The sequence below is a fragment of the Gracilimonas sp. genome, assembly GCF_040218225.1.
Taxonomy (GTDB): Bacteria; Bacteroidota; Rhodothermia; order Balneolales; family Balneolaceae; genus Gracilimonas.
The window spans coordinates 126603-150112 of sequence record NZ_JAVJQO010000007.1 but is presented as its reverse complement, the minus strand read 5'-3'; the positions used below and the strand labels follow the sequence as shown (position 1 = coordinate 150112).

Here is a 23510-nt window from a genome sequence, read left to right as displayed (position 1 = left end):
CTCGATTACGCTGATTGTAAATCCTTTTTAATATTCACTTATAATATGGAACCGCAACGGCTCAGTATTGTTTACTTAATTGAATATTCACAAAGAAAAACGACATTCAGATGGATATGGATATCGAAACATTAAACGGAGTAGAGACAATGAAAGTAAACATTGGAATTTCTGAAGAACATAGAGAGAAAATTGCAGCTGGATTATCAAAAGTGCTGGCAGACTCATACCTGCTGTATTTGAAAACACACAATTATCACTGGAATGTGACAGGTGAATTGTTTCATCAGCTTCATGAACAATTTGAAGAGCAATATTCTGAATTGGCAGAAGCCATTGATGAGATTGCAGAGCGCATCAGAGCGTTAGGTTTTAGAGCGCCGGGAACATTTAAGGAGTTTAATGAAATAACTTCTATAAAAGAAGATACTGATAGCCCTAAAGCCCTGGAAATGGTCAAAAGGTTGACAGAAGCCAATGAACAAGTTATAAGAACGGCTCGTGAAGCTTTAGAGCCAGCAAATGCTGCTGATGACGAATCTACCATTGACCTATTAACTGAGCGCCTCACGGTTCATTCCAAAACCGCATGGATGCTTAGAAGTCATCTGGAAGAATAAACACCCAGAATATTTTTAATTACTAATAAACAGGAGAGAACATTATGAATGATTTAACCTTGAAAGGAAACTGGAACGAAACAAAAGGTAAATTAAAGCAGAAGTATTCTGAGCTCACTGACGATGATCTTGCTTTCACAGAAGGAAAAGAAGATGAATTATTAGGCCGAATTCAGAAAAAACTGGGTAAAACAAAAGACGAGATCAAGAAAGAAATAGCAAATCTTTGAGAAGAAACACATAGTAGCTTAAAGGGAAGGCCAGCGCCTTCCCTTTTTTTATGGATATTATTACTGATAGTGAATGAATTTTTAGAGATATTTGCTCACTGTAATCGAAAAGATCATAATCTGAACACATGGAAAATTTTAACATTACCACAGAAGACATCATGAACTTTGTGACCACATTTGGTCCCAAGTTACTGGCTGCAATAGCTACACTGGTAATTGGGCTTTGGATAGTGAAGTTTATTGTAAAAGGAGCAACAAAAGTCCTTAATCGCAGCAGTGTAGATGAGGCTCTTGTTTCTTTCATGCGCAGCCTCATTTCCATGTTGCTGAAAGTCATGGTGTACATATCAGCTCTTGGCATGCTGGGTATAGAAATGACTTCTTTTATTGCTGTATTGGGTGCGGCAGGTTTAGCCATCGGGTTAGCTCTGCAGGGAAGTCTTTCAAATTTTGCAGGAGGAGTTCTGATTTTGTTTTTCAAGCCGTTTAAAGTCGGTGATTTTATAGAAAGGGGAAATGAGTCGGGAACCGTTGAAAAAATCGATATTCTGCATACACATCTTCAAACCCCAAATAATCAGCTTGTTATCATTCCAAATGGGCAGCTGGCAAATTCACCGGTCGTCAATTATTCAGCTAAAGAAACACGCCGTGCGGTATTCCCGGTTGGAGTCAGTTATGGTTCTGATATGAAAAAAGCTCGGGAAGTCATTTTAAGAGTACTGAATGAGGATGAACGCATTCTTGAAGAGCCCGCACCTATTGTTGTTTTGACTAATTTAGGTGACAGCTCTTTGGATCTATCAGCACGTGCATGGACTAAAACAGAAAATTACTGGGGATTCTTTTGGGATAATCTTGAGAAGATTAAAGAAGAACTGGATAAAGAAGGTATCGAGATTCCATTTCCTCAGCGGGATATTCATGTTTTCCAGGAAAAAGAGTAACCATAAACAGGCACCCTGAAAGGTGCCTTTAGTATTTTTAAGAACAACCTTTTCTTGCTTATCTGTTTGATCTAAAACACTTTGCTAAACTTTTGCTTAAGATTGCCAAAGATTGGACAGATATATTATCTTAACTGATCTAATGAAGAAGGCTTCGAGCCGTTAATCTAAAGACCTACGAGGAAAGGAAGGTTACTGTGGAGAACCTGGAGCAAAAAAACACGAACTCTGAAAAAGAGATCAACAACGACGAACTTGAAAAAACTGCTGATGATGAAGTAGCATCTGAAGAGGAGACTGCTTCTGAAAAGAAAGAACCGGTTACAGAAGACGAAGAAGCAGTTGAAGCTACTGAAGTAGAAGAATCAGAGGAAGCTAAAGAAGAGGATACTTCAGATAAGGAAGTGGAGGAGTCTACTGAAGAGGAGACGAAGGTTGCAGAAGTTGAAGATGCAGCCGAAGACGTCACTGATGAGTCATCTGATGAAGTAGAAGGAGATGAAGCACAATCCTCAGAAGATGCCGATTCATTCTATTCTGATATTGTAAATCGCGCTAAAGAACTGGTGATACAGACCGACTGGGCTTTTGTAACCACTGAATTGGCTAATCTTGCTCAAAATATTACGGAAGGTCCTGAATCTGCAAGTGAAAAATCCAAACAGCTCATTGAAGAGTTTCAGGAGCTAAGAGATAATTTTGAGCAAAAAAAGAAAGAGCATTACGAAGAACTGAATCGCAAGAAAGAACAGAATCTTGCCAAAAAGAAAGAACTGCTCAAATCTCTGTCTGATATTGTAAATGAAGAAAACTGGACGGCTACCAAAGAAGTAGGTAAAATTAAGGGGCAATGGGAAAACATTAAATTGTTGCCCCAGGGTGAGGCCGAAGCATTAGACAAGCGGTACAAAGAACTGATGGATGAGTTTGAGGACCATAAGGTAGACCGGCTTGTGAAGAAGCTTCAAAAAGAAGAAGAGAATCTAGAACTGAAGTTGCTTCTTCTGGATAAGATGGATTCCCTCACCAACAAGCTTGACGAAAACACACCTGATTTTGAGGAATTAGAAGATCAGTTTAACAAGCTTATATCTCAGTGGAGAAAAGTAGGGCGTGTACCTTCCGAAAAAAATCAGCCTCTTTGGGATCGGTTCAACGCCGTTCAGGATAAGTTCAATGAAGTTCGCTTCAAGGTTGATAAAGAGTATCGGGAACAAATTGAGAAGGCGCTTTCCAAGAAAAAGAAATTGGTTAAAGAAGCTGAAGCTCTCGTTGATCAGGAAAATATTGCAAAAGCGGCTCGTAAGGTGAATAAGCTTCACAAAGCCTGGAAAAGTGCAGGTAATCTCCCGCAGAAAGATGAGAATGAGATGTGGGATCTGTTCAAGGCGGCTACCGATAAATTCAATGAAATGAAGTCGGACAATATTGATAAGCTGCGAGAACAGGAAGAAGCTAATCTTGAAAAGAAATATGATCTGATTAAGGAAGCCGAAGAAGCCAAAGACACGGATGATTTTGATGCTGGCCATCAGAAGATGCAGAGCCTGATGAGCAAGTGGAAGAAGATCGGTCCGGTTCCAAGAAAACAGTCTTCCAAGATCTGGAAGAAGTTCAAAGGTGCGATGGATGTGTTTTATGATCGTCGTCGTGAAGCCTTTAAAGGGGAGCGAAAAGATCAGAAAGAAAACCTGGAGAAGAAACAGGAAATTCTTGATAAGCTTGAAGAATTAGGTAAGCATGAAGATCCGGCGCTTGCCGTGCAGGAGGCTAAAGAACTACAACAAGCCTTTAAAGATATCGGATATGTTCCGATCAAAATGAAGAATAAGATCTGGAAGCAGTATCGCGAGGCTTGCGACGTTATTTATGACCGGTATCGGGCGCTGGGGTCTGATCTCGGAATGGAAAAAAAACTGGCTAATCAGGGAATTGACCCGGATACCCGTAAGGATATCATCAAGTTGCAGAAAGAGCGGGATAAGCTTAAAAAAGATGTGTCTAAGCTGGAAAGTGAAATGATTCAGTACCAGGAGGCCAAGACGTACTTTAAGCCTACCAACAGAGGTAATGCACTTAAAGACGAACTTCAGGAAAAAATTGACAAGGCGGAAAAATCGATTGATGAAAAAGAGGAAAGGCTTAAAGAAATCAATAAAAAAATCGACCAGCTCAAGCGAACTGGAGATAGTGACGAAGAAGAATAACCGGCGCTTTCTGTTTGCTTAATATTTTTTTACAATAAAGCGTGGTTGGTTCAAAGTAACTGAACAGTTATGGTTCAGTTGTAAAAAAATAACAGACAGCAAATACCATTCGATATACATATACTAAGGGGTGCACGATTGAAAAAATATATTATGTAAGCAGAGGATTTTAGAAGTAAGTTGAAAGGCTCAATAAACATAAAATTTTGGGGTGTCAGAGGCTCTACGCCTTGTGCCAATAGTGAGAACATGCGTTACGGGGGAAATACAACGTGTGTTCAGATCCAGATCAAAGGTAAAGATGAACTATTGATTCTGGATTCCGGAACGGGCTTCAGAAATCTGGGGAATGAACTTGAAAATAATGGTGCATCGCATCGCGGGCGTGTGTTTATAACCCATCCCCATTGGGATCATTTGCAAGGTTTTCCTTTTTTTAAACCCTTCTATAATGGTGAAAACTGGTTTCGGATTTACCTTCCGCCTCAAGGAGAAATAGGTTGCAAAGAAATCTTACAAGGGCATATGTCCAGCACTTTTTTCCCTGTTTCTATTGATATGCTGGAGGCTGATTTGCAATGTGAAACTTTTCAGCCGGGTAAACGAGATTTTGAAGGCTATTCAGTTGAATACATGTGGGCTACACATACAGTGCCAACAGCTATGTATAAGCTTTGTATTGATGACAAGATTATTGTTTTTGCTCCTGACAATGAACTGATGGATGAAGAGACGGAAGAGTGCCGCCAATTCAGAAAAGAGTTTAAAGAATTTATTCGTGGAGCAGATGTGTTAATCCATGATGCCCAATTCTCTAAAAAATTATATAAACAGCGTGTTGGATGGGGGCATTCGGCTTGGGAGTCGGTAGCGGAGCTGGCAAAAGAGGTGAGTGTTAAAAAGCTTTTCTTAACGCATCATGATCCAGACAATAGCGATGATGTTCTTGCAAAGAGAGAGGAAGAAATTCAGGATAGATATGGTTCTTCTTTCGAAAGGGTTTGCCTGGCAAAAGAAGGGCAGGAAATTTCCCTGCCCTCTGGTTAAGCCAGTAAATTGATTTGTTATTTAGAAATAATAACGGATACCCAACGCTCCATTACCATCAAAATCTGTGCTGGGAGCTAAGTCCAATATTGGAACAGCTTCAACAAACAGGTCAATAGGAGCATCTTCTACCACATAGTTTAGACCTAAAGGAATGCGAATACCAACGGCAGGGTCGTCAGCTAAAACCAGTCGTGCACCAATACCATAATAAAAGGCAAGGTTTCCCTTATCTACATCATTAAACCAAGAATGCAGAAGATAGTCGCCGTGCAAGTGGATGGCATCGTAGCGACCAAATGACCAGGCAGCTCCAAAGCCAAAAGCAGATTTTTGATTGTTCCAGGCTTTTATTGAGATACCAGTTGGCTCACCCAGCATAGCTCCAAGGCCGAGATTTCCCCCTTTTCCATTAGCCTGTGCATTTGCAGTTTCAGGAATAGTAATTGCTACTCCAAAAATTATAGTTAGAATTGAAAGTAGTTTCTTTATGTTCATTTTTGGTTGATTAATTAGATTTACTAATACATTAAAGAGAAAAAAGGCCAGAATTGTTTCAATTTTAAATTATTTAGTGATTTCTTGAGTTGATACCATTAAATCAATCTGAATATTTATTCATTTCGTAAGAATTATAAAAGTAGATCACTCAATTCAATACTATTAACTAACAAATACAATTATGGATAATCCTTATTACAAAGCAGAAGATCTGAAGAAGTTTGGCGATATCACTGAGTTCCAGGAAAATCTGGGGAATAAGTTTTTTGAGTACTATGGGGAGGTTTTTGAAGAGGGCGCATTATCTAAAAGAGAAAAAGCATTGATAGCTCTTGCTGTAGCTCATACAGTTCAATGTCCATATTGTATAGACGCATACACCACTGACAGCCTGGAAAAAGGAGCAAGTGAAGAGCAGATGATGGAAGCCGTTCATGTAGCTGCAGCTATTCGTGGAGGCTCTTCATTGGTTCATGGAGTACAAATGATGAATAAGGTGAAAGACCTTTCCATGTAATTATTTATTGCAGAATTAAAATGACTTGGCCCGTTTTCATATATGGGCTAATCAATATTATTTCAAAAAGAAAGGTTTTTTATGAAAAGCTTATTGGCAGAATCAAATGAGTTGGCAAAACCCAGCGTTCAGCTCGATATCATCAATAACCACAGCGAAAAAATTAAATCACTCCCGAGCTTCAAAGATAAGATTGATCCCATTGGCTTATATCCTCTGAAGCCAACAGGAATTGAGATTTTCCAGATGAATGTAGGCTATATGTGTAATATGACCTGCAAACATTGCCATGTGGATGCCGGTCCCGATCGCCAGGAAATTATGAGCAAAGAGACATTCGGGTATTGTCTTGAAGCATTGAAAGGAACAGACATTGAAACGGTAGATCTGACGGGTGGAGCTCCTGAAATGAATCCGCATTTCCGATGGTTCGTGGAAGAAGTTTCGAAGTTAGGTAAACATGTAATTGTTCGATCAAACCTTACCATATTAACGACCAATAAGTTTAGTGATTTACCCGAATTTTTTAAAAAGTATGGAGTGGAAGTCACCTGTTCTCTTCCATTTTATAGCAAATCACGTACCGACAGACAGCGTGGTGAGGGTACCTATGATAAATCCATAACAGCCTTGAAACGCCTAAACGAAATTGGATATGGAAAAGAGGATACCGGCTTATTATTGAATCTGGTTTATAATCCTGTAGGAGCTTTTTTGCCGGGCGATCAGGAAGAGATTAAGCAGGAATTCAAGAAAGAGCTTAAAAGAAAACATGAAATCGTTTTTAACGATCTGTTCACCATTACCAATCTGCCCATCAGTCGGTTTCTAAACTTTTTGCTGATGTCCGGTAATTTGGAAGAGTACATGGAAAAGCTGATTGAGTCATTTAACCCTTCTGCAGCGGCAGGTGTGATGTGCCGAAATACCATTTCAATTGGTTGGGATGGGCGCTTATTTGATTGTGATTTCAATCAAATGCTGGATATGGAGACCCATGAAGACAGCGTTCAACACATCAAAGGCTTTGATCTTGAGTCACTGAATAACCGGGAGATTAGGATTGATCAGCATTGTTTCGGATGTACTGCGGGAGCTGGAAGCAGCTGTGGGGGCGCGACTACTTGAACATCCAACAAGGAACATTGAACAAGGAAGGAAGAACGAGGGAAAAGCTCATCATCTTCGTGAAGAACGAGGAGGCCGGGAAAACAAAAACCCGGCTGGCAGCTACAATCGGAGATGAGCAGTCACTTGAGGTATATCAGAAATTACTGGGCTGGACCTTTGAGCAAACCCGCAATTTAGAAGTGGCTAAAGAAGTATGGTATTCCCGGTTCATCGCAGAGAATGACATTTGGGAAGGCGGTGATTTTAAAAAGCAGCTTCAGTCAGGGGAAAACTTGGGAAAGAGGATGTCTAATGCTTTTCAGGAGTCTTTCATGGAAGAATCTTTCCAAAAAGTGGTGATTATTGGCAGTGATTGTGCGGAGCTTAGCTCCGGTATCATTCAGCAGGCTTTTCAGGAGCTGGAAGAGCATGAATTTGTAATCGGTCCGGCTGAAGACGGAGGGTACTACCTTTTAGGAATGCGAAATTTCTACCCGGAAGTTTTTGAAGATATTGAATGGAGTACCGGTTCGGTTTTTCAAGAAACAATAGAAAAAATTCAGGAACTTGGTTGCAGCTTTACCACATTGAAAGAATTGAATGATGTAGATACTATTGAAGACTGGAATAGAGTTAAGTCTGGTTTGTAGTGTTCTGCCAGTAGTAGATTTATTACTTTAGTTTATGATCAGCATCATTATTCCGGTTTATAATGAAGAAGCCAAAATTAGAGACTTACTTTCATTTTTAAAGGCACATACTGGTGGAGAGCAACTCGAAATTATTGTAGTTGATGGCGGCAGCTCTGACCAGACTGTTGAGGTGGCTAAGTCACTCGAAGCCAAAGTACTGGTAAGCCCGTTAAAAGGGCGCGCCAATCAAATGAATTTTGGGGCCGAAAAAGCCAATGGTGAATGGTTGTATTTTCTTCATGCTGACACTACTCCGCCACCTACTTTTATTGCAGATATAAAACAGAAAATAAAGGATGGTTTTGAGTGTGGTTGTTTCCGGCTAAAGTTTGACAATGCTCATCCGGCGCTTCGATTTTATGGCTGGTTCACCAGGTTCAATATTGACTTTTTCAGGTTTGGCGACCAAAGTCTATTTGTCAGAAAAGCGCTTTTTTATAAAATAAATGGATTTGATGAACAGATGCTTGTAATGGAAGACCAGGAGATCGTAAGCAGACTTAAAAATCACGCACAATTTGGCATAATAGAAAAACAGGTTATTACTTCGGCTAGGAAATATCAACGATTTGGGGTTTTCAGATTGCAGTTCATTTTTACTATAATTGTAGTCCTCTTTTATTTAAATATCAGCCAAGAGGTAATAGCACACTTTTATAAAACGTTTATGTCAGGCTCGTCATATTAAGATAGTGTTAAAAGGTAGGGTGACCGAAGAGGTTGGCTTCCTTTATTACTATATTTGTCAGCCTTAAAGAAAACCCCGTTAGTAATCTATATGAGAATTGTCCGAGCAGGATTAACCGTTTTTTTCTTAACTCTATTTGCTGCAAATCTTTACGCGCAGGCATCATTTGAAAGAGCCGAAACCAATGTTGGTACTATCGGCCTGTCCATCACGAATTATGGAACAATTGGAAAGCCAGACGTTCGGAACAATCCGGAAGGAGGTTTCAGTATGCGTTACCCCAGCGACTCACAGATTGAGCATTTATTTGAGGCTGGAATTTGGATTGGCGCTCTTTATAATAATTCTCAGCTGAGAGTTTCCACATCTTCAGTGACTACCTCAGGGGGATACACAAGAGGAGGGTCCGGGTTCGAATTTACTGCAGACAATATCATTTTAAGAAGAAGCAGCAATCCTAATGATGAATTCTTTTCTGCTCAATCTGTTGGTGAGCAGGATATTATTGCAGAGTTTTCAGATCGTCGTCGTGATATAAATGGAACGCCAATCAGTGGGCATGATACACCACTCTATGCTGATGTACGCCTTGAGAGTTATAACTGGGGATTCCCGTTTACGGAGAATTTTTCCATTATTAAATATGAGATTACCAACAATAGTCAGCTTTATGCAGGCGCGGCAACATGGGACAGCGTTTTTGTAGGGATGTATGCTGATTTAGTAGTTCGGGACTTGGCGACCAATGAGACCGGCGGTGAATTCTTTAACAAAAATGGAATTGGCTATCTCGATTCTCTATATACCACCTACGCTTTTGATGCAGGGTCTCCAAATGGCGAGCCTGCCATTAATACTTATGGTGCTATTTCACTTATTGGAGCTGAGTATCGGGGGGATTTCTTTCACCCTAAAAATGAAGACTACCTGCAACAGCAAGGTATAAATGTACCGATGGTAGGCCCGAGTTACTGGTTGTTTAGTTCAGGAACCGGAGTGTTTAATGCGCCTTCTAATGATATTGACCGGTTTACCCGAATGGCAGAACGCTTCCCTATTGACTCGACAAATGCCCAGGGAGAGCCATACAGGGATGCCCTTCGTGAGGATGGTCAGGACGGAGCTGGTAACTATATTTCTTTTATTTCTATGGGGCCGTTTCCGCGTGTCGAGGCTGGTGAAACCATTACCGTTTATTTTCTTTATTCAGCTGCACAAAAGCCTGAAGAGTTCCAGGGAACCACCCAAAATATTAAAGAGATTGATACTGAAGAATCCCGGGCGCTTTTGAAGCAGACCATTAGTTCAGCTAATCGAGTGTTTCAGGGCGAGGATGTAAATGACAATGGTATTTTAGATCCGGGTGAAGATACGGATGGTGACGGGCAGTTAACCCGATACTTATTTCCTACCCCGCCTGATAATCCTAAAGTGCGTATTCAGCTGGAAGAGGGTAAAGCGTCAATATATTGGGATCGAACAGCGGAACGTTCAGTAGACCGGGTGTCGGGAGAAATGGACTTTGAAGGATATCGTATTTATAGTTCTCAGTTAGGAGATGGCCAGAGCGCTAATCCCCGATTGATTCGGGAATTTGATATCGAAGATAATCAAATTGCTTTTGATACCGGTTTTGAGGAAGTGGAATTGAGTGAGCCTGAAATCTTTGAAGGCGATACGACAGAATATTGGTATCGTTATGATTTAGATGGGTTGTTGAGTGGATGGCAATATGAAGTGTCGGTAACGGCCTTTGATGGAGGGAGTGATACCTTTGAAATCGGAAGCCTCGAAAGTTCTACCAGTGCAAACTCTGTAAGAATTTTCCCCGGAACACCAGTAAATGAAAATTTTGGAAGCAACGAAAAACAGTATAAAGTAGGCGTGTACCCGAATCCATACCGTATAAATGCTGCATGGGATGGCGCTAATGAAGATACCAGAAAGCTTTATTTCTATAATTTGCCTGCCAGAGCAGAAGTTCGGGTTTATACCGTAGCTGGAGATATTGTTGCTGAATTGGATCATAATTCGGCTACCTACAATGGTGATATTTCCTGGTTCGATAGTTTTAGTGATGATCCCAGGGTATTGGCAGGTGGAGAGCATGCATGGGATTTACAGTCTAATGCAAATCAGATCTTATCAACGGGTTTATATCTGTTTTCCGTTAAAGATTTGGATTCAGGAGAAGTACAAACAGGTAAACTACTTATTATCAAATAATCAAAAGACAGAGGATCAATTATGATTAATGCTACAAAAAAAGGAGTGAAGGCGGCGATGCTTTTCGTCTGTACTTTCCTCTTTAGTATGAGTGCTGTAAATGCACAAGACGCGTTGCTGATTTCTGAGTATATCGAAGGATCGAGCAATAACAAAGCAATCGAGTTGTACAATCCGAATAGTTCTGCAGTTAGCTTGGATAGTTACCAGATTGCCCAATCAAGTAATGGAGGAGGATGGGCGTTTTATCACGAATTTCCATCTGGTGCTTCAATCAAACCTTATGGAACATATGTTATTGTTACCGATCAGGTCAGCTCGGCTTTGTATAACAGCGCAAATGCTGATGAAGTATTGGGCTTCCCGAGTGTAGTTCATCATAATGGCGATGATGCCCGTGCAATCATTCATATTTCCGGAACAGACACGACATTCATTGATGTATTTGGAGATCCTGATTCAGACCCTGGATCTGCTTGGGCCGTTGGTGATACTGCAAATGCTACTGGAGAACATACATTAGTTCGTAAATCAAGTGTTACTTCAGGAAATACTACTGTACTAGGTTCTTTTGGTACCGATGATGCTTCATCTGAGTGGGTTGTTCGACCTCAAAATGATTTTAGCAATTTAGGTATCCATGATTTTGATAATGCTCCTTTTACTATCAGAGATCTTAATACCTATGATGGGCTTACAGAATTTTCTGAAGCAGCGTTAGAAGCTCACCCACTTGTTGGTGAAGAAGTTACGTTTACTGCTGTAGTTACTTCTTACCCGAAGAACTCAGGTCTTGCTACTCCTAACGATACAAACAACGATGGTGAAATAGACGAGATTGGTCGAATTCACATATTCGTAACAGATACACATGCCGTAGATTTAGGTCGTGCAGGGATGTCAATTCAGATTGTAGAATCTGACTATGAGTTAATCGATTCGTTCACTCGTGGTGATGTTGTGACCTTTGATGCAATACTTGGATTTTTCGGTGGAACTGCTCAGGTAGCAGTTGAGGCCACAGAGCTTTTAGGTAATGTAAACACAGAAGGTGGTGGCTTTGAAAAGTATGCAGAGTTACTCCAGCCTTGGGAAGTGGAAATGTCTGAAATTAACACGTTTGAAGATGGCGAGCTTGCCATGAACTTCAGCAATTACACCAAGTACAACGGTGCTTATGTGAAAATTACGTCAGCTACCGTGAGTAATATTGGTGGAGAAGATCGTATTGACTGGGCCGTGAATAAAGATGGTTCACGAATCTATATTTATGATACTTCATTGCGCTACAGAAACGATCGCGCGACTTACCTTCCTACATACAATTATAGAAGACAACAAGGGGAAGACGGTCCATTCCAGGCTCCTGCTGCAGGTGCTAACGTTGATATCAGCGGTTTCATTAACTACGTAGGTGATGATCCCGATGGTCTCGTTCCTGATGGTAATGGTGCATTTAGTATCAACCCGATGGAAGATGGCGTTGTATGGTTGAATCAAACACGTTTTGTGGATGGTGTTAACGGTTTTGAATGGCCAAATGACCTGATTGTAAATGGGTTGCCACCTGTAATCTCAAATGTAGAGCTGTCTGATTCTTCGGTTACCTCTTCTGATGCAGTAACAGTAACGGCTGACGCTCAGGGTGTTGAAGGAGCTACAGTAACAGGAGTGAATCTGATTTACTCTACTCCAGAATCTACCGACACCCTTGCGATGACAGGTACAGGAAGTTATTCGGCTACACTGCCAACTTTTGATAACTTTACACCAGTTTCATTTTATGTTGAAGCCACAGATGACAATGGCCTTACAGGTCGGGCTCCTCTGTCAGGTGCTTTTAACTTCTTTGTAACTGATGAGCCAATTTCAGCAATCTCCTTTGTACAGGAAACAGCTGATGGACTTCCGGGAGACAGCCCGCTGTTAGGAACCGGTGCTTTACCAGTTGATATTACAGCAACTGTTGTTTCAAGTGCATCGGAAAGTGGCTTTATTACTATTCAGGATCGTGCTGCAGCATGGTCTGGTGTTTATGTAGAAGCGAACAGTGAAACAGAAGCCTTACAGATCGGAGATCAGATTAATATTACCGAACTGGTTGTTGGTGAAACATTTGATGTTACCTCTGTAGAGCTTACTGAATTTGAAGTGCTGTCTACACCTAATGCTGAAGTTGATACCATGGCAGTTTCTTTAATTACTCAGGACGTAACCGGTTCACCGGGAGCATATGAGAAATATGAAGGTGTGTTGCTTACTTTCAACGATGTGAAAGTAACTACAAACCAGGCTGATGGTTCCAGTGACTTCGGTGAGTGGGAAATCGGTTCACGACAAGGCGGAGATGCTGGTGTCGATACTCTTGAAGCTGGTGATGGCCTTCGTGTTGATGACAACGTGAACTTTGGGTCTACCACTTATGGTGCTAACTTAAACGAGCATGTTAAGACAGGTGCTATTATTGAATCATTCACAGGTGTTCTTCACTTCTCATTTGGTAATGCTAAGATGATTATGAGAACACTGGATGATGTTGTAGCTGATGACTGGACATTGCCAGACACTGGTTTTGATCTGGAAACTCCGGCAGATGAAGCATCTGTTCAGGTTACAGGAGATATTACTGTTGAATGGTCAGCTACTACTGATTTTGACGGTAATGATGTTACTTATGAGTGGGTACTCTACTCAGCTGATACCACAGAAGTTATTGTAACGGTACCATCAAACGATGATGCAAGTGAATCAGCGGTAACACTGGACTTTGCTACTGTGGATGGCTTACTAGCGTCAGCTGGTTTGAATGTAGGCGAAAGTGCAGACTTCGTATGGAATGTACGTGTAAGCGACGGCACCGATACTGTAGCTGTGGCTGAGGGTTATAGTCCTGCTACGGATGAGTTCACTCCACTGTATTACCGTCTGAATCTTGAGCGGGCAATGGAAACTTCAGGAGAAGTTGAAACAGGCTTGCCTAAGAGCTTTGACCTGAAGCAAAACTATCCGAACCCATTCAACCCAACAACAAACATCGCGTTTGATCTGCCACAGGCTGCTAATGTACAGCTAACGGTATATGATATGCTGGGTAGAAAAGTAGCCACTTTGGTGAACGAAAGAATGACAGCGGGTAGCCATACAGCAGCGTTTGACGCATCCAGACTGGCAAGTGGTATGTATATTTACCGCATTGAAGCTGGTTCATTCGAAAGCATCAAGAAAATGATGTTAATCAAGTAAAAAATTAGATAATCCTGGAATGAGGATGGAAAACTCCTCATTCCTATTTTTTATAACTAAATAGTTCAGATGTACAAGTCCTTCATTTTAATTTTAGCTTTATTATCGGCTGGCATAATTATTTCAGGATGTGATGCCGGTTTATCTGGTACGTCTTCAGAAAACAAGCCTCCATCAACTAATCTTACAGTAGAAAAGATTAACAGGGGAGAAGATTTTCGGTTGTCCAGCCAGATTAATATATCCTGGTGGGGCAACGACCCGGATGGGTATATTGTGGGGTATGAATATGCTATAAATGATACCAGTGAAGGAGCCTGGACATTTACTACACGATCTGACAGTACATTTATTTTGCCTATCACAGAAGGTCAAAATGTGGACGATGTTCTCTTCAAAGTTCGAGCAGTTGACAACGAAGATGCCCGGGACCCGGTTGGCGCCCGATTAGTTTATCCGATCGTTAATTCACTTCCTACCGTTTCGTTCAACCAAAATGAAACGCCGCCCGATTCTTTGTTTTCTATTCATAGTTTTGGATGGACTGTAAATGATCCGGATGGGTTGCTGAATATCAGATCAACAGAAATTGCCATTAATGATACTATAGATGGATGGACTGAGATACCATTTGATGAAGATAACGATGGCAGAATATTCATCTCTCTTGAAATAGATAATACTACATTAGGCACAAAAACAGCCGACGTTTTTATTGGACGAGCATATAGTACAGGTGTAGATGAAGATGGTAATCGTCTTCAAATACCAGGCCTTGAAGTGGGAGCTACAAATACGGCCTATGTTAGATCAACAGATGCTGCGGGTGCGGTAAGTAATGTAGACACGCTTAGCTGGTATATAAAACCTCAAACGTCAAAGGTTCTGTTTATCAATGATATTTCAACGAGTGATTACCTTGAGAAACAAGCCGAGCATTTCTCCTATCTTGGAGCAAATGGCATAACCCCGGATCAATGGATTATAAATACAGGGCAACCTGCTTTGGGTACCATCGAATTATCTGATCAGTTTCCAAGCGTTGTCAATCCAACACTCGTTAAAACATTGGCTAAGTGGGATCATATTTATTGGGTGTCCAATAGCATTCAAAGAAACATTATTCATGCGCTGGATATCACAACCGAATTTTTTGAAAATAATGGAACCGTGTTTGTTAACATCCCCATGGTTCCACCTTCCGGATTAAGCCCTGAAGCGGAAATATTTAATTTTCTTCCGGTAGACTCAGTAGGCTATTTCTTGCCTGGTGGACAGGAAACAGGATTTGTGTTTAATGCAAATGAGGATGTGACACCGGTTGATTTACAGGGGGCACCAACTTTACTGACAGAGTCAAGACAGACAGGTATTGCCCCTTTAAAACCAATAGCCGGAGCCTCCCTGTTGTATGAAACAGATTTCAGAGCGACCACCATTCAGGGTCAGATAGAAGATTTCACAAGATTCGAGGGTGTAGGCATTGAAAACCCAGAGGGCAATTTAGTCTACTTTGGTATCGACATTACTACGTTGAACGGGAATGATAATTTGGCTGAATTCATCGAATATGTTTGCGTTCAACGATTAGGTTTTAGCAATTGAGGTTATTATGAAAAGATTTAATCTGATTTTATTACTGTTTATTCTTTTGGGAACGTCCTCGGCATGGGCTCAAAATACAGGGTCTATTTCCGGGACTATTACCGCTGATGAAACCGAAGAGCGATTGATAGGTGTAAACGTACGAATTGTTGGAACTTCCTTTGGTTCAGCTACAAATATTGATGGCGAATATACCATCCGAAACATCCGCCCGGGACAGTATAACATCGAAATCACCTATGTAGGTTTTGAAACAGTTCTTCTTACCGGTATTCAGGTAGAAGCTGGTGAAACCACAGAACTTAATTACGCACTCCGGGAGCAGGTTCTGAGTGCTGAAGAAGAAGTTGTGGTAGTTGGCGAAGCCCCTATTTTTGATGTAGAGAAATCAAGCACTTCCTCAACCATTTCCCGTTCCGATATTGAAGCCGCGCCTATTCAAAAAGTAGAAGATGCTGTGGCGCTTCAGTCAGGTGTGGTAAAAGATCCAACCGGATTATACATAAAAGGCGGACGGGCTTACGAAACCGGTTATGTGGTAGACGGTGTGTCTGCACAGGATCCATTGGCAGGAACCGGTTTTGGCCTGGATCTTGGTTCAAATTCATTTAGTAATGTTGAAGTTATCACTGGCGGAGTTGGTGCCGAGTATGGCGATGTGACTTCAGGAGTTGTATCGGTTCAAACACGGGATGGTGGAGATCAATACGAAGGTAGTTTTTCTCATAAGCGGGATAATTTCGGTTCGAACGTAATGTCTAATGAGGCAAACTTTTTTGAGGATGTTTATGAGTTAAGCATCGGCGGACCTGAGCCAATAACTCAAAAACTATTGCCACTAGCCGGACTTAACTTACCCGGGGATATTTACTTCTTTGCTACGGGCCAAATCGCCATGGCCGACGGGCACACTAAACTATCCGCTGATCAGATCAGGTCATCGATTGTAGACAATGCATTTTGGTCTCCCAGACAGGGGAATCGCTGGAATGGAATGATGAAGCTGACGTACAACATCAAGCCCGGAATGCGGCTTCAGGGAGCTTATCAGAGATCGTTGACTATTAATCAAAACACCCGGATGCTTCAGATTACCGGAGCCGATACACAAATTCAGCCCGGCTTCCAGTTTGCTTTTTCAAATGGGTTCCTCGATAACGCGAATACCTATACTCACGATAGCAACCTTTCTTATTTAAAGTGGACTCATACCATTTCTCAAACGGCATTTTATGAAGTTCAGGCAAGCCGTTTATTCACCCGCCTCAGAGCAGATGCCAACGGCCGTGACTGGAGACCGGAAAACGTAGATGGTGAATTCGACCCGGGAAGTATCAACACATATCCGGGAGAGGAATTTCAGGGAACGGATGACTTTACCTATGTATTAGCTGGTCCGGGATATATTAATAATGGTGGAATTGCAACACTATGGCACGACCATTTTGCTGAAGAGCTGACGCTGAAATCCAGTATTACTAAATATTTTAACGAGCGAAATAATCAGCTGGTTTTTGGTTTTGAGATGAAATTCAATGATTACCAGTGGATTGACATCACCCGCCCATGGATCGGTGCTCCTATCCGGATTGATGAAAACACCGTTTCTGAGACGTTTCGGGTTGGAGAAAGCTTTGACGCCTGGAGAGTGAAGCCAATGCGTGGTGCCATATTCCTGACCGACAAGATTCGCTACAATGGACTTATTGCTAATATCGGAGGTAGATTTGAGTACTGGTCTCCGGGAACATATGTGGATGATCGGGTTCAGGAAGCGCTGGATCCAAATACCTATTCAACCATTCCTGAGTTTATTGCACAGGATTACCTCGACGAAACCACAGAGATTTTTGGCAACAGGTTTAAGTTCATTTTCCTTCCAAAGGTTAATGTTTCTTTTCCGGTAAGAGAAAATCAGGTGTTGTTCTTTAACTATGGTCACTCGGCTCGTATTCCTCACCCCCGATTTGTGTATGCCGGGCTCGATCCCTTTTACCAGGATCAATCTGATCTCCCAAACCTGGGGAATCCAAACCTGAACCGGGAAATCGATATATCCTATGAAATTGGCCTTCGAAACCAAATTACTGCAAATGATGCACTGAATGTATCGGCTTTCTGGAGAGACAAATATGATTTTGTGACTTCTGAGCTAATCACAGTTGCTGATGTTAATGGAAGACCGACCACAAAGGCTTTCCGGATTAATGGAGACTATGCACGTTCCAGGGGAGTGGAAGTCAGTTATATCAAGCGATATAAAGATCTGCTACAAGGACAGGTTTCATTTACTTATTCCCGCGCAGAAGGTTTGAGTTCAACAAATGACGATAACCTGAATGCGATCAACGCAAGTCAGAATGTGGGCAATAACATTGAGACCCCATTGGCCTGGGATCGCCCATTTGATATTAAAGGAAATATCAGGTTTACCTACGACAGGGATGAACCCTTGTTTGATCTTGCTCCCCTGAACCAGTTCCAGATGTTTTTATCAGCTGTCTGGAGAAGCGGTCAGCGCTACACTCCTTACGAATTTGTAGGGTTTGAAAGAAACCCGGTAACCGGAGTTCGCGATTGGCGCCCAATTTATGAACAGCTAGACGATCCGGCTCAAAGATACAGCGAAGTCGGTCCGGCTTGGTTCTATATGGATTTCAACATAAGAAAGTGGTTTGATGTGAATGGAACCCGAATCGCTGCTTTCCTTGAAATCACAAATATTTTAAATAATCAGAGTTCTGTAATTATTAACCCGGTTACAGGGAAAGGATATAAGAGTTATCCTGCTGGCCAGTCTTCGTTGATCGACTTAAGGGATAACAGAAGTTATGATGTGCCAAATAATGTAAGAGACCCTCGTTATCTGGATCCTACCGATAATAATCTGCCGGCGTATGAAAACCCTGCAAATTATCTTGAGCAGAGACACATCGTATTTGGAGTATCTATAAACTTTTAATTATGAAATTTATTAAAGCATTGATAAAAAGTTGTTTGTTGTTTCTTATCGGAGGGTTGCTTTACAGTCAAAGTGCCTTAGCCCAAACCAGCTATGGTGATGACCGGGCAGGTACTGAAGGCTTTCAGTTTGCGAAAATTTCGATTGACGCACGTAGTGCTGCTATGGGTAATTCTAATATGGCTGATGCTATTGATGGCTCAAGTTTATACTGGAATCCGGCTAACGCTTCTGTTTTGAGTAGTTCAAATGTAATGTTGAATCATACCCAGTATGTGGCAGACATCAACCTTGAGTACTTGAGCTATATCCACAAAATCGGAAGATTTGCTGTAGGAGGAAGTATACAGTACTTAAACTCCGGTGAAATCAATGAGACTACAGAATTTGAACCGCTCGGAACGGGAAGAACATTTAACACCCACCATATATCAGCTGGTGTAACCGGGTCGCATCAAATTACAGATTTGTTTAGTTACGGAATTACTCTCCGATATTTATCTGAGAATTATGTTGATATAACCTATCAAACCGGAGCTATCGACTTTGGTTTTCTTTACTACGTAGGAGAAACCGGCCTTCGGTTTGGAGTAAGCCTGAATAACTTTGGCTTTGAAGCCCCATCTTCTGGTAAAGCAGAATATGAAACATTGGATGGAATAGTTCGGGAAGAACCTACAAGCGACTTATCGTTGCCAACCAGGTTTAATATTGCCGCGGCTTATAATGTGATTGAAAATGAAAACCATGAGCTGTTGATGACAGCACAAATCACAAACCCAAGTGATAATTCCGAACAGTTGAATGTTGGAATTGAATATGGTTTCATCGGTCAGTTTTTTATCAGAAGTGGGTATGAGTTTGGTATTGAAGAAAGAATTTGGCCTAGTCTTGGGGCCGGCGTAGAAGTCCCTTTTATGGACAAAAGATTAAAGGCAGATTACGGATATACCGTTTTTGAGCGTTTAGGTGGAATTCACAGAATTGGTTTAAGTGTAGCTCTATGAAACAAGTAGTAAACAGAATTTTTATTGGTTCCTTAATTCTTACCGCAGGTTTGCTGTATGGATGTGATAATATTTTTGGAGCTAAAGACAATGATACAACAGATGAGATATTTGAAGAGGGAAGTATTGACCCTTCCTTGGAAACCGTTGAAGGGTATGCTCCTGTACTCCCTTTCTGGGGAGGTCCGGACGATCCAGAAGGAAGGTTTTACTCCCCTACTGATGTACATGTTGGTTTTGACCGGTTTGTATATGTAACTGATAGTGTGGGGGTACATTTACTCGACCGGGCTGATTTGAACCCAAGAGTTACCATCGAATTGGACGGAGCAAATGCCGTGACTCAAGACCGGTTACTAAACGTATATGTTTCAGCCCGAATTGACACAGTGATTGAGTCAGTTAATCCTAATATAACCTGGAATTTACCTGCGGTTTTCAAATTCAAAAATATCAATGGAGCTGGTCCATTAATCCGTGTCGATACTCTTATTTTTCCTTTTGATGATGCAAGTTTAAGTACATCAGCTGCTCAGAATGCACGTTTAAATCGCAGTTCTAATGTTAATTATGAGCAGGTTGAAATTACAGGTGTTTCAGCATTAGCTGATAATTCAATATATATAACAAGAAGGGGACCATTTACCGAAACCAATCAAGTTGCCGCTCCAGACAACACAGTACTGGAATTCAGAAGAGTATCTGTGAATGGAGAGTTTACCGGGAAGATGCAGAACGTTCGTCAAATACGAACGCTAAATCCAATCACGCCTTCTCTGAGAAGTGCAATAGGGCTTAGCTCGGTAGCAACTTTTGTAGCGCCTCCCCAACGTGATACTTTTACGGAAGATCGAAGTTTTCTGATAGCTCAGGCTGACCAAACAAGAGATATATCTTTCAGGGTTTTATGGATCAATGCAGTTGAAACGCCAGATGGATTGGTCTTCCAGCAAAACTCACAGCTTTTAGCTCAGGACACTACTCAGGCAGATGGATTTCTATATGAACCGGATAAGTTTCAGCAGCCAACAGATATTGCGTATGGTGGGGATGATGATAGTTATATCTTTGTAGTAGATGCAGCACAACACAAGCTTTATCAGTTTCAGTCTAATGGTCAGGAAGGAGTGCCACCCCCGCCCGGAGCTGAAAATCAAACTAAACAAGTATTAGTTTCATTCGGTGAGTTCGGTTCGGGCCCTAAACAGTTCAAATCTCCAAGTGGTGTAGCGTATTTCAATCAGGTTGTTTATGTAGCCGATAAAGGAAACAATCGAATTGCCCGATATAAACTTACTACTGACTTCGAATAAAAAGAATCATTAAATGAAGAGGCATGTCCTTCTATTCCTGATTACTATTTCATGCCTCAACGTAAGTTGCCAGAAAAGGCAGGCTCCTGCTGGTGAAAAGGTTCTTCTCGTTTCCTTTGATGGTTTTCGTTCTGATTACCTGACGAAGGCCAATACTCCGAATTTTGACGTGCTGGTGAATACAGGAGTGATAAGTGATGGCCTGATTCCCATCTTTCCTTCAAAAACCTTTCCTAATTATTATGCAATAGCAACAGGGTTATATCCTGAAAATAACGGGTTTGTAGGGAACAGTATGTACGACCCTGAAATGGATGCCCGATTCTCGATGAGAAACCGTGATGCGGTAGAAAACCCAGATTGGTATGAAGGAGAACCCATTTGGAATACGGTAGAAAAAGCGGGCAAAAAGGCAGGTACTATGTTTTGGATTGGTTCAGAAACCCCCATTCAGGGTATGAGGCCAACATATTGGAAAACTTATAACCAGGGAATGCCTGACTCAGCCCGAATCGATACGGTCATAAAGTGGCTTTCTTATGGAGATGAACAGGAAGTTGACTTTGCGACCCTTTACTTTAGTTTTGTGGATGGTATTGGACATCGTTTCGGGCCAGACACACCTGAAGTAGTTGAGGCTATAGAAAGAGCAGATGATTTGGTTGGCTATTTGATTGAAAAGATGGAAGCTGCTGGTCTGGATGAAAATACAAATCTCATGATTGTATCTGATCATGGAATGTCTGCGGTTTCCAGAGAACGAATCGTGGTATTGGATGAGATGATCAATCCTGACTACCTGAATTTTATAGAATACAGTCCTTCCATAATGGCCAACATAGAAGAGGGGAAACTCGAGGAAGTATATTCAGCCCTAAAAGCCAATGAAGAAAATTTTAAAGTCTATAAGAAAGAAGATATTCCGGAGCGCTATAATCTGAAAAACCATTCCAGAGTTCCTGAGTTATTGCTGGTTGCTGATCCTGGATATACCATCAATACCCGAGACTATTTTGAGTCCCGCGAAAATTATCCCTCGGGTGGTGCGCACGGCTTTGATAATCAGGAGAAAGAGATGCATGCGATATTTGTGGCTAATGGCCCTGATTTCAGGAAAGGATATCGGGGAAAAGCATTTCAAAATGTTCACCTTTATACTTTGATGGCCCACCTGATGAAGGTTCCGCCTGCTGAAAACGATGGGAGTCTGGACAGTTTATCAGTGTTTTTAAAGTGATTATGGAAACTTTTTTACCAAAAAATCGCTTCCAAACGCTTTATTAAGATTGCATCTGTCTAAAAGTGAGGGGATATTCCCTTGCTGAAATACTCAGTCTTTCACAACCTAACAGAGTTTTAAAAATATGCCATACATTGTTACTGAACCTTGCATTCAATGTAAATACACTAACTGCGCAGCCGTTTGTCCGGTCGATGCCTTTCGCGAAGGTCCAAACTTCTTGGTTATAGATCCAATGGAGTGTATAGACTGTGATGCATGCGTATCCGAATGTCCTGTTGAAGCGATTTACCCAGATGACGAAGTTCCTGAAAAATGGGAAGATTATATCGACTTGAATGAAAGACTATCTGAAGCTTGGGAAGACCGCATCATTAATGAAACTCAGGATGCCTTACCCGACGCAGATGACTGGGCTACTAAAGAAGATAAACGAGATCAGCTGGTAGAAGCCTGGTAAATTTATCTGGCATTTTATACGAGCCTGACTGACTCTAACGATTCCTAAGAATCATTTTTATTGCCTGAAAATACCTCCATTTTAAGCGCATCGTCCTCCCCAAAAATAATGGGGATTATAAATGCTACGCCTGACTCATTTAGTGATGGTGGAAAATATTTGGATCATAGCCGGGCAATGGATCGCATTCACCTGATGCTCAAAAACGGTGCGGAGATTATAGATGTGGGAGGGGAATCAACCCGGCCGGGCGCTGACCCTGTTTCGGTAGAAGAAGAGTTAGAGAGAGTGATTCCACTGCTCGAACAAGCAGTGACTGTATTTAGTGATGCTGTTTTTTCCATCGACACAACCAAGTATGAAGTTGCCAAAAAGGCATTGCAAGCCGGGGCAAAAATTGTCAATGATGTAAGCGGACTCCAAAAAGAACCACGCCTTGCAGACCTTTGCGCTGAGTATGATGCCACTTACATTCTTATGCATTCTCAGGGCGATTCCAAGACTATGCAGAAAAACCCGGAATATGATGATGTAGTGGAGGACGTAATAACATTTTTTGAGCGACAGTCCGCTGAAGCAAAAAAAAGGGGAGTTCATCATCTCATTTTAGACCCGGGAATTGGGTTTGGTAAAACGCTACAGCATAATCTTAAATTGATTGCCCACCTTGACAAATTCAAAAAATTTGGTTTCTCTATATTAGTAGGAGCTTCACGCAAGTCCATGATCGGTAAAATATTAGACGACCGGCCTACAGACGATCGCATAACCGGGACTGTTGCACTACACTATCATGCACTGATGAAAGGAGCAAATATCCTCCGTGTACATGATGTGAAGGAAGCTTCCGATTCAATTCGTATATTCAACGCAGTTCAATCCCAACAATAAC

At 41.5% G+C, this 23510-nt stretch carries 19 protein-coding genes; 18 read left to right on the top strand and 1 reads right to left on the bottom strand.

Going from position 1 to position 23510, the window contains the following annotated elements; translation table 11 throughout:
• The first annotated feature begins 116 nt into the window (after nucleotides 1–116).
• The 5 genes from RIB15_RS10875 (at nucleotide 117) to RIB15_RS10855 (ending at nucleotide 5054) form a co-directional block, all read left to right on the top strand.
• Nucleotides 117–620, top strand: coding sequence for a Dps family protein (locus tag RIB15_RS10875; RefSeq protein WP_350202178.1), 504 nt, complete (start codon nucleotides 117–119; stop codon nucleotides 618–620).
• 44 nt (nucleotides 621–664) lie between these two features.
• Nucleotides 665–850 (top strand): CsbD family protein, encoded by a 186-nt coding sequence (locus RIB15_RS10870; protein ID WP_350202177.1) that lies wholly within the window; start codon nucleotides 665–667, stop codon nucleotides 848–850.
• A gap of 128 nt (nucleotides 851–978) precedes the next feature.
• On the top strand, nucleotides 979–1800 hold the full coding sequence (locus RIB15_RS10865) for a mechanosensitive ion channel family protein (RefSeq protein WP_350202176.1): 822 nt from the start codon (nucleotides 979–981) through the stop codon (nucleotides 1798–1800).
• Between the two features lie 197 nt (nucleotides 1801–1997).
• Complete coding sequence (locus RIB15_RS10860; protein WP_350202175.1) at nucleotides 1998–4007, top strand: DUF349 domain-containing protein; 2010 nt, start codon at nucleotides 1998–2000, stop codon at nucleotides 4005–4007.
• 249 nt (nucleotides 4008–4256) lie between these two features.
• Nucleotides 4257–5054 (top strand): MBL fold metallo-hydrolase, encoded by a 798-nt coding sequence (locus RIB15_RS10855; RefSeq protein WP_350202174.1) that lies wholly within the window; start codon nucleotides 4257–4259, stop codon nucleotides 5052–5054.
• Between the two features lie 21 nt (nucleotides 5055–5075).
• On the opposite strand, the gene RIB15_RS10850 is transcribed toward RIB15_RS10855, so the two are convergent.
• Complete coding sequence (locus RIB15_RS10850) at nucleotides 5076–5552, bottom strand: hypothetical protein (protein WP_350202173.1); 477 nt, start codon at nucleotides 5550–5552, stop codon at nucleotides 5076–5078.
• A gap of 184 nt (nucleotides 5553–5736) precedes the next feature.
• Between RIB15_RS10850 and RIB15_RS10845 the strand changes: the two genes are divergently transcribed.
• The 13 genes from RIB15_RS10845 to folP all read left to right on the top strand — a co-directional run bounded on the left by RIB15_RS10845 (nucleotide 5737) and on the right by folP (nucleotide 23509).
• Nucleotides 5737–6072 (top strand): arsenosugar biosynthesis-associated peroxidase-like protein, encoded by a 336-nt coding sequence (locus tag RIB15_RS10845; protein WP_350202172.1) that lies wholly within the window; start codon nucleotides 5737–5739, stop codon nucleotides 6070–6072.
• A gap of 81 nt (nucleotides 6073–6153) precedes the next feature.
• Nucleotides 6154–7200 carry an arsenosugar biosynthesis radical SAM (seleno)protein ArsS gene (arsS, locus tag RIB15_RS10840; protein WP_350202171.1) on the top strand — a complete coding sequence of 349 codons (1047 nt, stop codon included), beginning with the start codon at nucleotides 6154–6156 and terminating at the stop codon, nucleotides 7198–7200.
• Nucleotides 7197–7832 (top strand): TIGR04282 family arsenosugar biosynthesis glycosyltransferase, encoded by a 636-nt coding sequence (locus RIB15_RS10835; protein WP_350202170.1) that lies wholly within the window; start codon nucleotides 7197–7199, stop codon nucleotides 7830–7832. Before arsS ends, RIB15_RS10835 begins: the two co-directional genes overlap by 4 nt.
• Nucleotides 7833–7866: 34 nt before the next feature.
• Nucleotides 7867–8562 carry a TIGR04283 family arsenosugar biosynthesis glycosyltransferase gene (locus RIB15_RS10830; RefSeq protein WP_350202169.1) on the top strand — a complete coding sequence of 232 codons (696 nt, stop codon included), beginning with the start codon at nucleotides 7867–7869 and terminating at the stop codon, nucleotides 8560–8562.
• Between the two features lie 90 nt (nucleotides 8563–8652).
• A complete protein-coding gene (locus tag RIB15_RS10825) occupies nucleotides 8653–10788 on the top strand; it encodes a hypothetical protein (protein ID WP_350202168.1) in 2136 nt (711 codons plus the stop codon).
• A 21-nt stretch (nucleotides 10789–10809) separates the two neighbouring features.
• On the top strand, nucleotides 10810–14031 hold the full coding sequence (locus tag RIB15_RS10820; RefSeq protein ID WP_350202167.1) for a lamin tail domain-containing protein: 3222 nt from the start codon (nucleotides 10810–10812) through the stop codon (nucleotides 14029–14031).
• A gap of 69 nt (nucleotides 14032–14100) precedes the next feature.
• Nucleotides 14101–15636: a hypothetical protein gene (locus RIB15_RS10815; RefSeq protein ID WP_350202166.1), complete on the top strand. Its 1536-nt coding sequence runs from the start codon at nucleotides 14101–14103 to the stop codon at nucleotides 15634–15636.
• A 7-nt stretch (nucleotides 15637–15643) separates the two neighbouring features.
• Nucleotides 15644–18598 carry a TonB-dependent receptor gene (locus RIB15_RS10810; RefSeq protein WP_350202165.1) on the top strand — a complete coding sequence of 985 codons (2955 nt, stop codon included), beginning with the start codon at nucleotides 15644–15646 and terminating at the stop codon, nucleotides 18596–18598.
• 2 nt (nucleotides 18599–18600) lie between these two features.
• On the top strand, nucleotides 18601–19605 hold the full coding sequence (locus RIB15_RS10805) for a PorV/PorQ family protein (RefSeq protein WP_350202164.1): 1005 nt from the start codon (nucleotides 18601–18603) through the stop codon (nucleotides 19603–19605).
• Nucleotides 19602–20918 carry an NHL repeat-containing protein gene (locus RIB15_RS10800; protein WP_350202163.1) on the top strand — a complete coding sequence of 439 codons (1317 nt, stop codon included), beginning with the start codon at nucleotides 19602–19604 and terminating at the stop codon, nucleotides 20916–20918. Before RIB15_RS10805 ends, RIB15_RS10800 begins: the two co-directional genes overlap by 4 nt.
• A 13-nt stretch (nucleotides 20919–20931) precedes the next feature.
• Complete coding sequence (locus RIB15_RS10795) at nucleotides 20932–22155, top strand: alkaline phosphatase family protein (RefSeq protein WP_350202162.1); 1224 nt, start codon at nucleotides 20932–20934, stop codon at nucleotides 22153–22155.
• A 127-nt stretch (nucleotides 22156–22282) separates the two neighbouring features.
• On the top strand, nucleotides 22283–22618 hold the full coding sequence (fdxA, locus tag RIB15_RS10790; RefSeq protein ID WP_350202161.1) for a ferredoxin FdxA: 336 nt from the start codon (nucleotides 22283–22285) through the stop codon (nucleotides 22616–22618).
• Nucleotides 22619–22678: 60 nt separating this feature from the next.
• The gene (gene folP, locus RIB15_RS10785; protein ID WP_350202160.1) at nucleotides 22679–23509 is read left to right on the top strand and encodes a dihydropteroate synthase; all 831 of its coding nucleotides are present in this window, start codon (nucleotides 22679–22681) and stop codon (nucleotides 23507–23509) included.
• The last annotated feature ends 1 nt before the right edge of the window (nucleotide 23510 follow it).

Excerpts from the sequence above, each read along its gene's own strand:
- RIB15_RS10875 (WP_350202178.1), top strand. The coding sequence starts at position 117 with ATGGATATCGAAACATTAAACGGAGTAGAGACAATGAAAGTAAACATT.
- RIB15_RS10870 (WP_350202177.1), top strand. The coding sequence starts at position 665 with ATGAATGATTTAACCTTGAAAGGAAACTGGAACGAAACAAAAGGTAAA.
- RIB15_RS10865 (WP_350202176.1), top strand. The coding sequence starts at position 979 with ATGGAAAATTTTAACATTACCACAGAAGACATCATGAACTTTGTGACC.
- RIB15_RS10855 (WP_350202174.1), top strand. The coding sequence starts at position 4,257 with ATGCGTTACGGGGGAAATACAACGTGTGTTCAGATCCAGATCAAAGGT.
- RIB15_RS10850 (WP_350202173.1), bottom strand. The coding sequence starts at position 5,552 with ATGAACATAAAGAAACTACTTTCAATTCTAACTATAATTTTTGGAGTA.
- RIB15_RS10845 (WP_350202172.1), top strand. The coding sequence starts at position 5,737 with ATGGATAATCCTTATTACAAAGCAGAAGATCTGAAGAAGTTTGGCGAT.
- arsS (WP_350202171.1), top strand. The coding sequence starts at position 6,154 with ATGAAAAGCTTATTGGCAGAATCAAATGAGTTGGCAAAACCCAGCGTT.
- RIB15_RS10830 (WP_350202169.1), top strand. The coding sequence starts at position 7,867 with ATGATCAGCATCATTATTCCGGTTTATAATGAAGAAGCCAAAATTAGA.
- RIB15_RS10825 (WP_350202168.1), top strand. The coding sequence starts at position 8,653 with ATGAGAATTGTCCGAGCAGGATTAACCGTTTTTTTCTTAACTCTATTT.
- RIB15_RS10820 (WP_350202167.1), top strand. The coding sequence starts at position 10,810 with ATGATTAATGCTACAAAAAAAGGAGTGAAGGCGGCGATGCTTTTCGTC.
- RIB15_RS10815 (WP_350202166.1), top strand. The coding sequence starts at position 14,101 with ATGTACAAGTCCTTCATTTTAATTTTAGCTTTATTATCGGCTGGCATA.
- RIB15_RS10810 (WP_350202165.1), top strand. The coding sequence starts at position 15,644 with ATGAAAAGATTTAATCTGATTTTATTACTGTTTATTCTTTTGGGAACG.
- RIB15_RS10805 (WP_350202164.1), top strand. The coding sequence starts at position 18,601 with ATGAAATTTATTAAAGCATTGATAAAAAGTTGTTTGTTGTTTCTTATC.
- RIB15_RS10800 (WP_350202163.1), top strand. The coding sequence starts at position 19,602 with ATGAAACAAGTAGTAAACAGAATTTTTATTGGTTCCTTAATTCTTACC.
- RIB15_RS10795 (WP_350202162.1), top strand. The coding sequence starts at position 20,932 with ATGAAGAGGCATGTCCTTCTATTCCTGATTACTATTTCATGCCTCAAC.
- fdxA (WP_350202161.1), top strand. The coding sequence starts at position 22,283 with ATGCCATACATTGTTACTGAACCTTGCATTCAATGTAAATACACTAAC.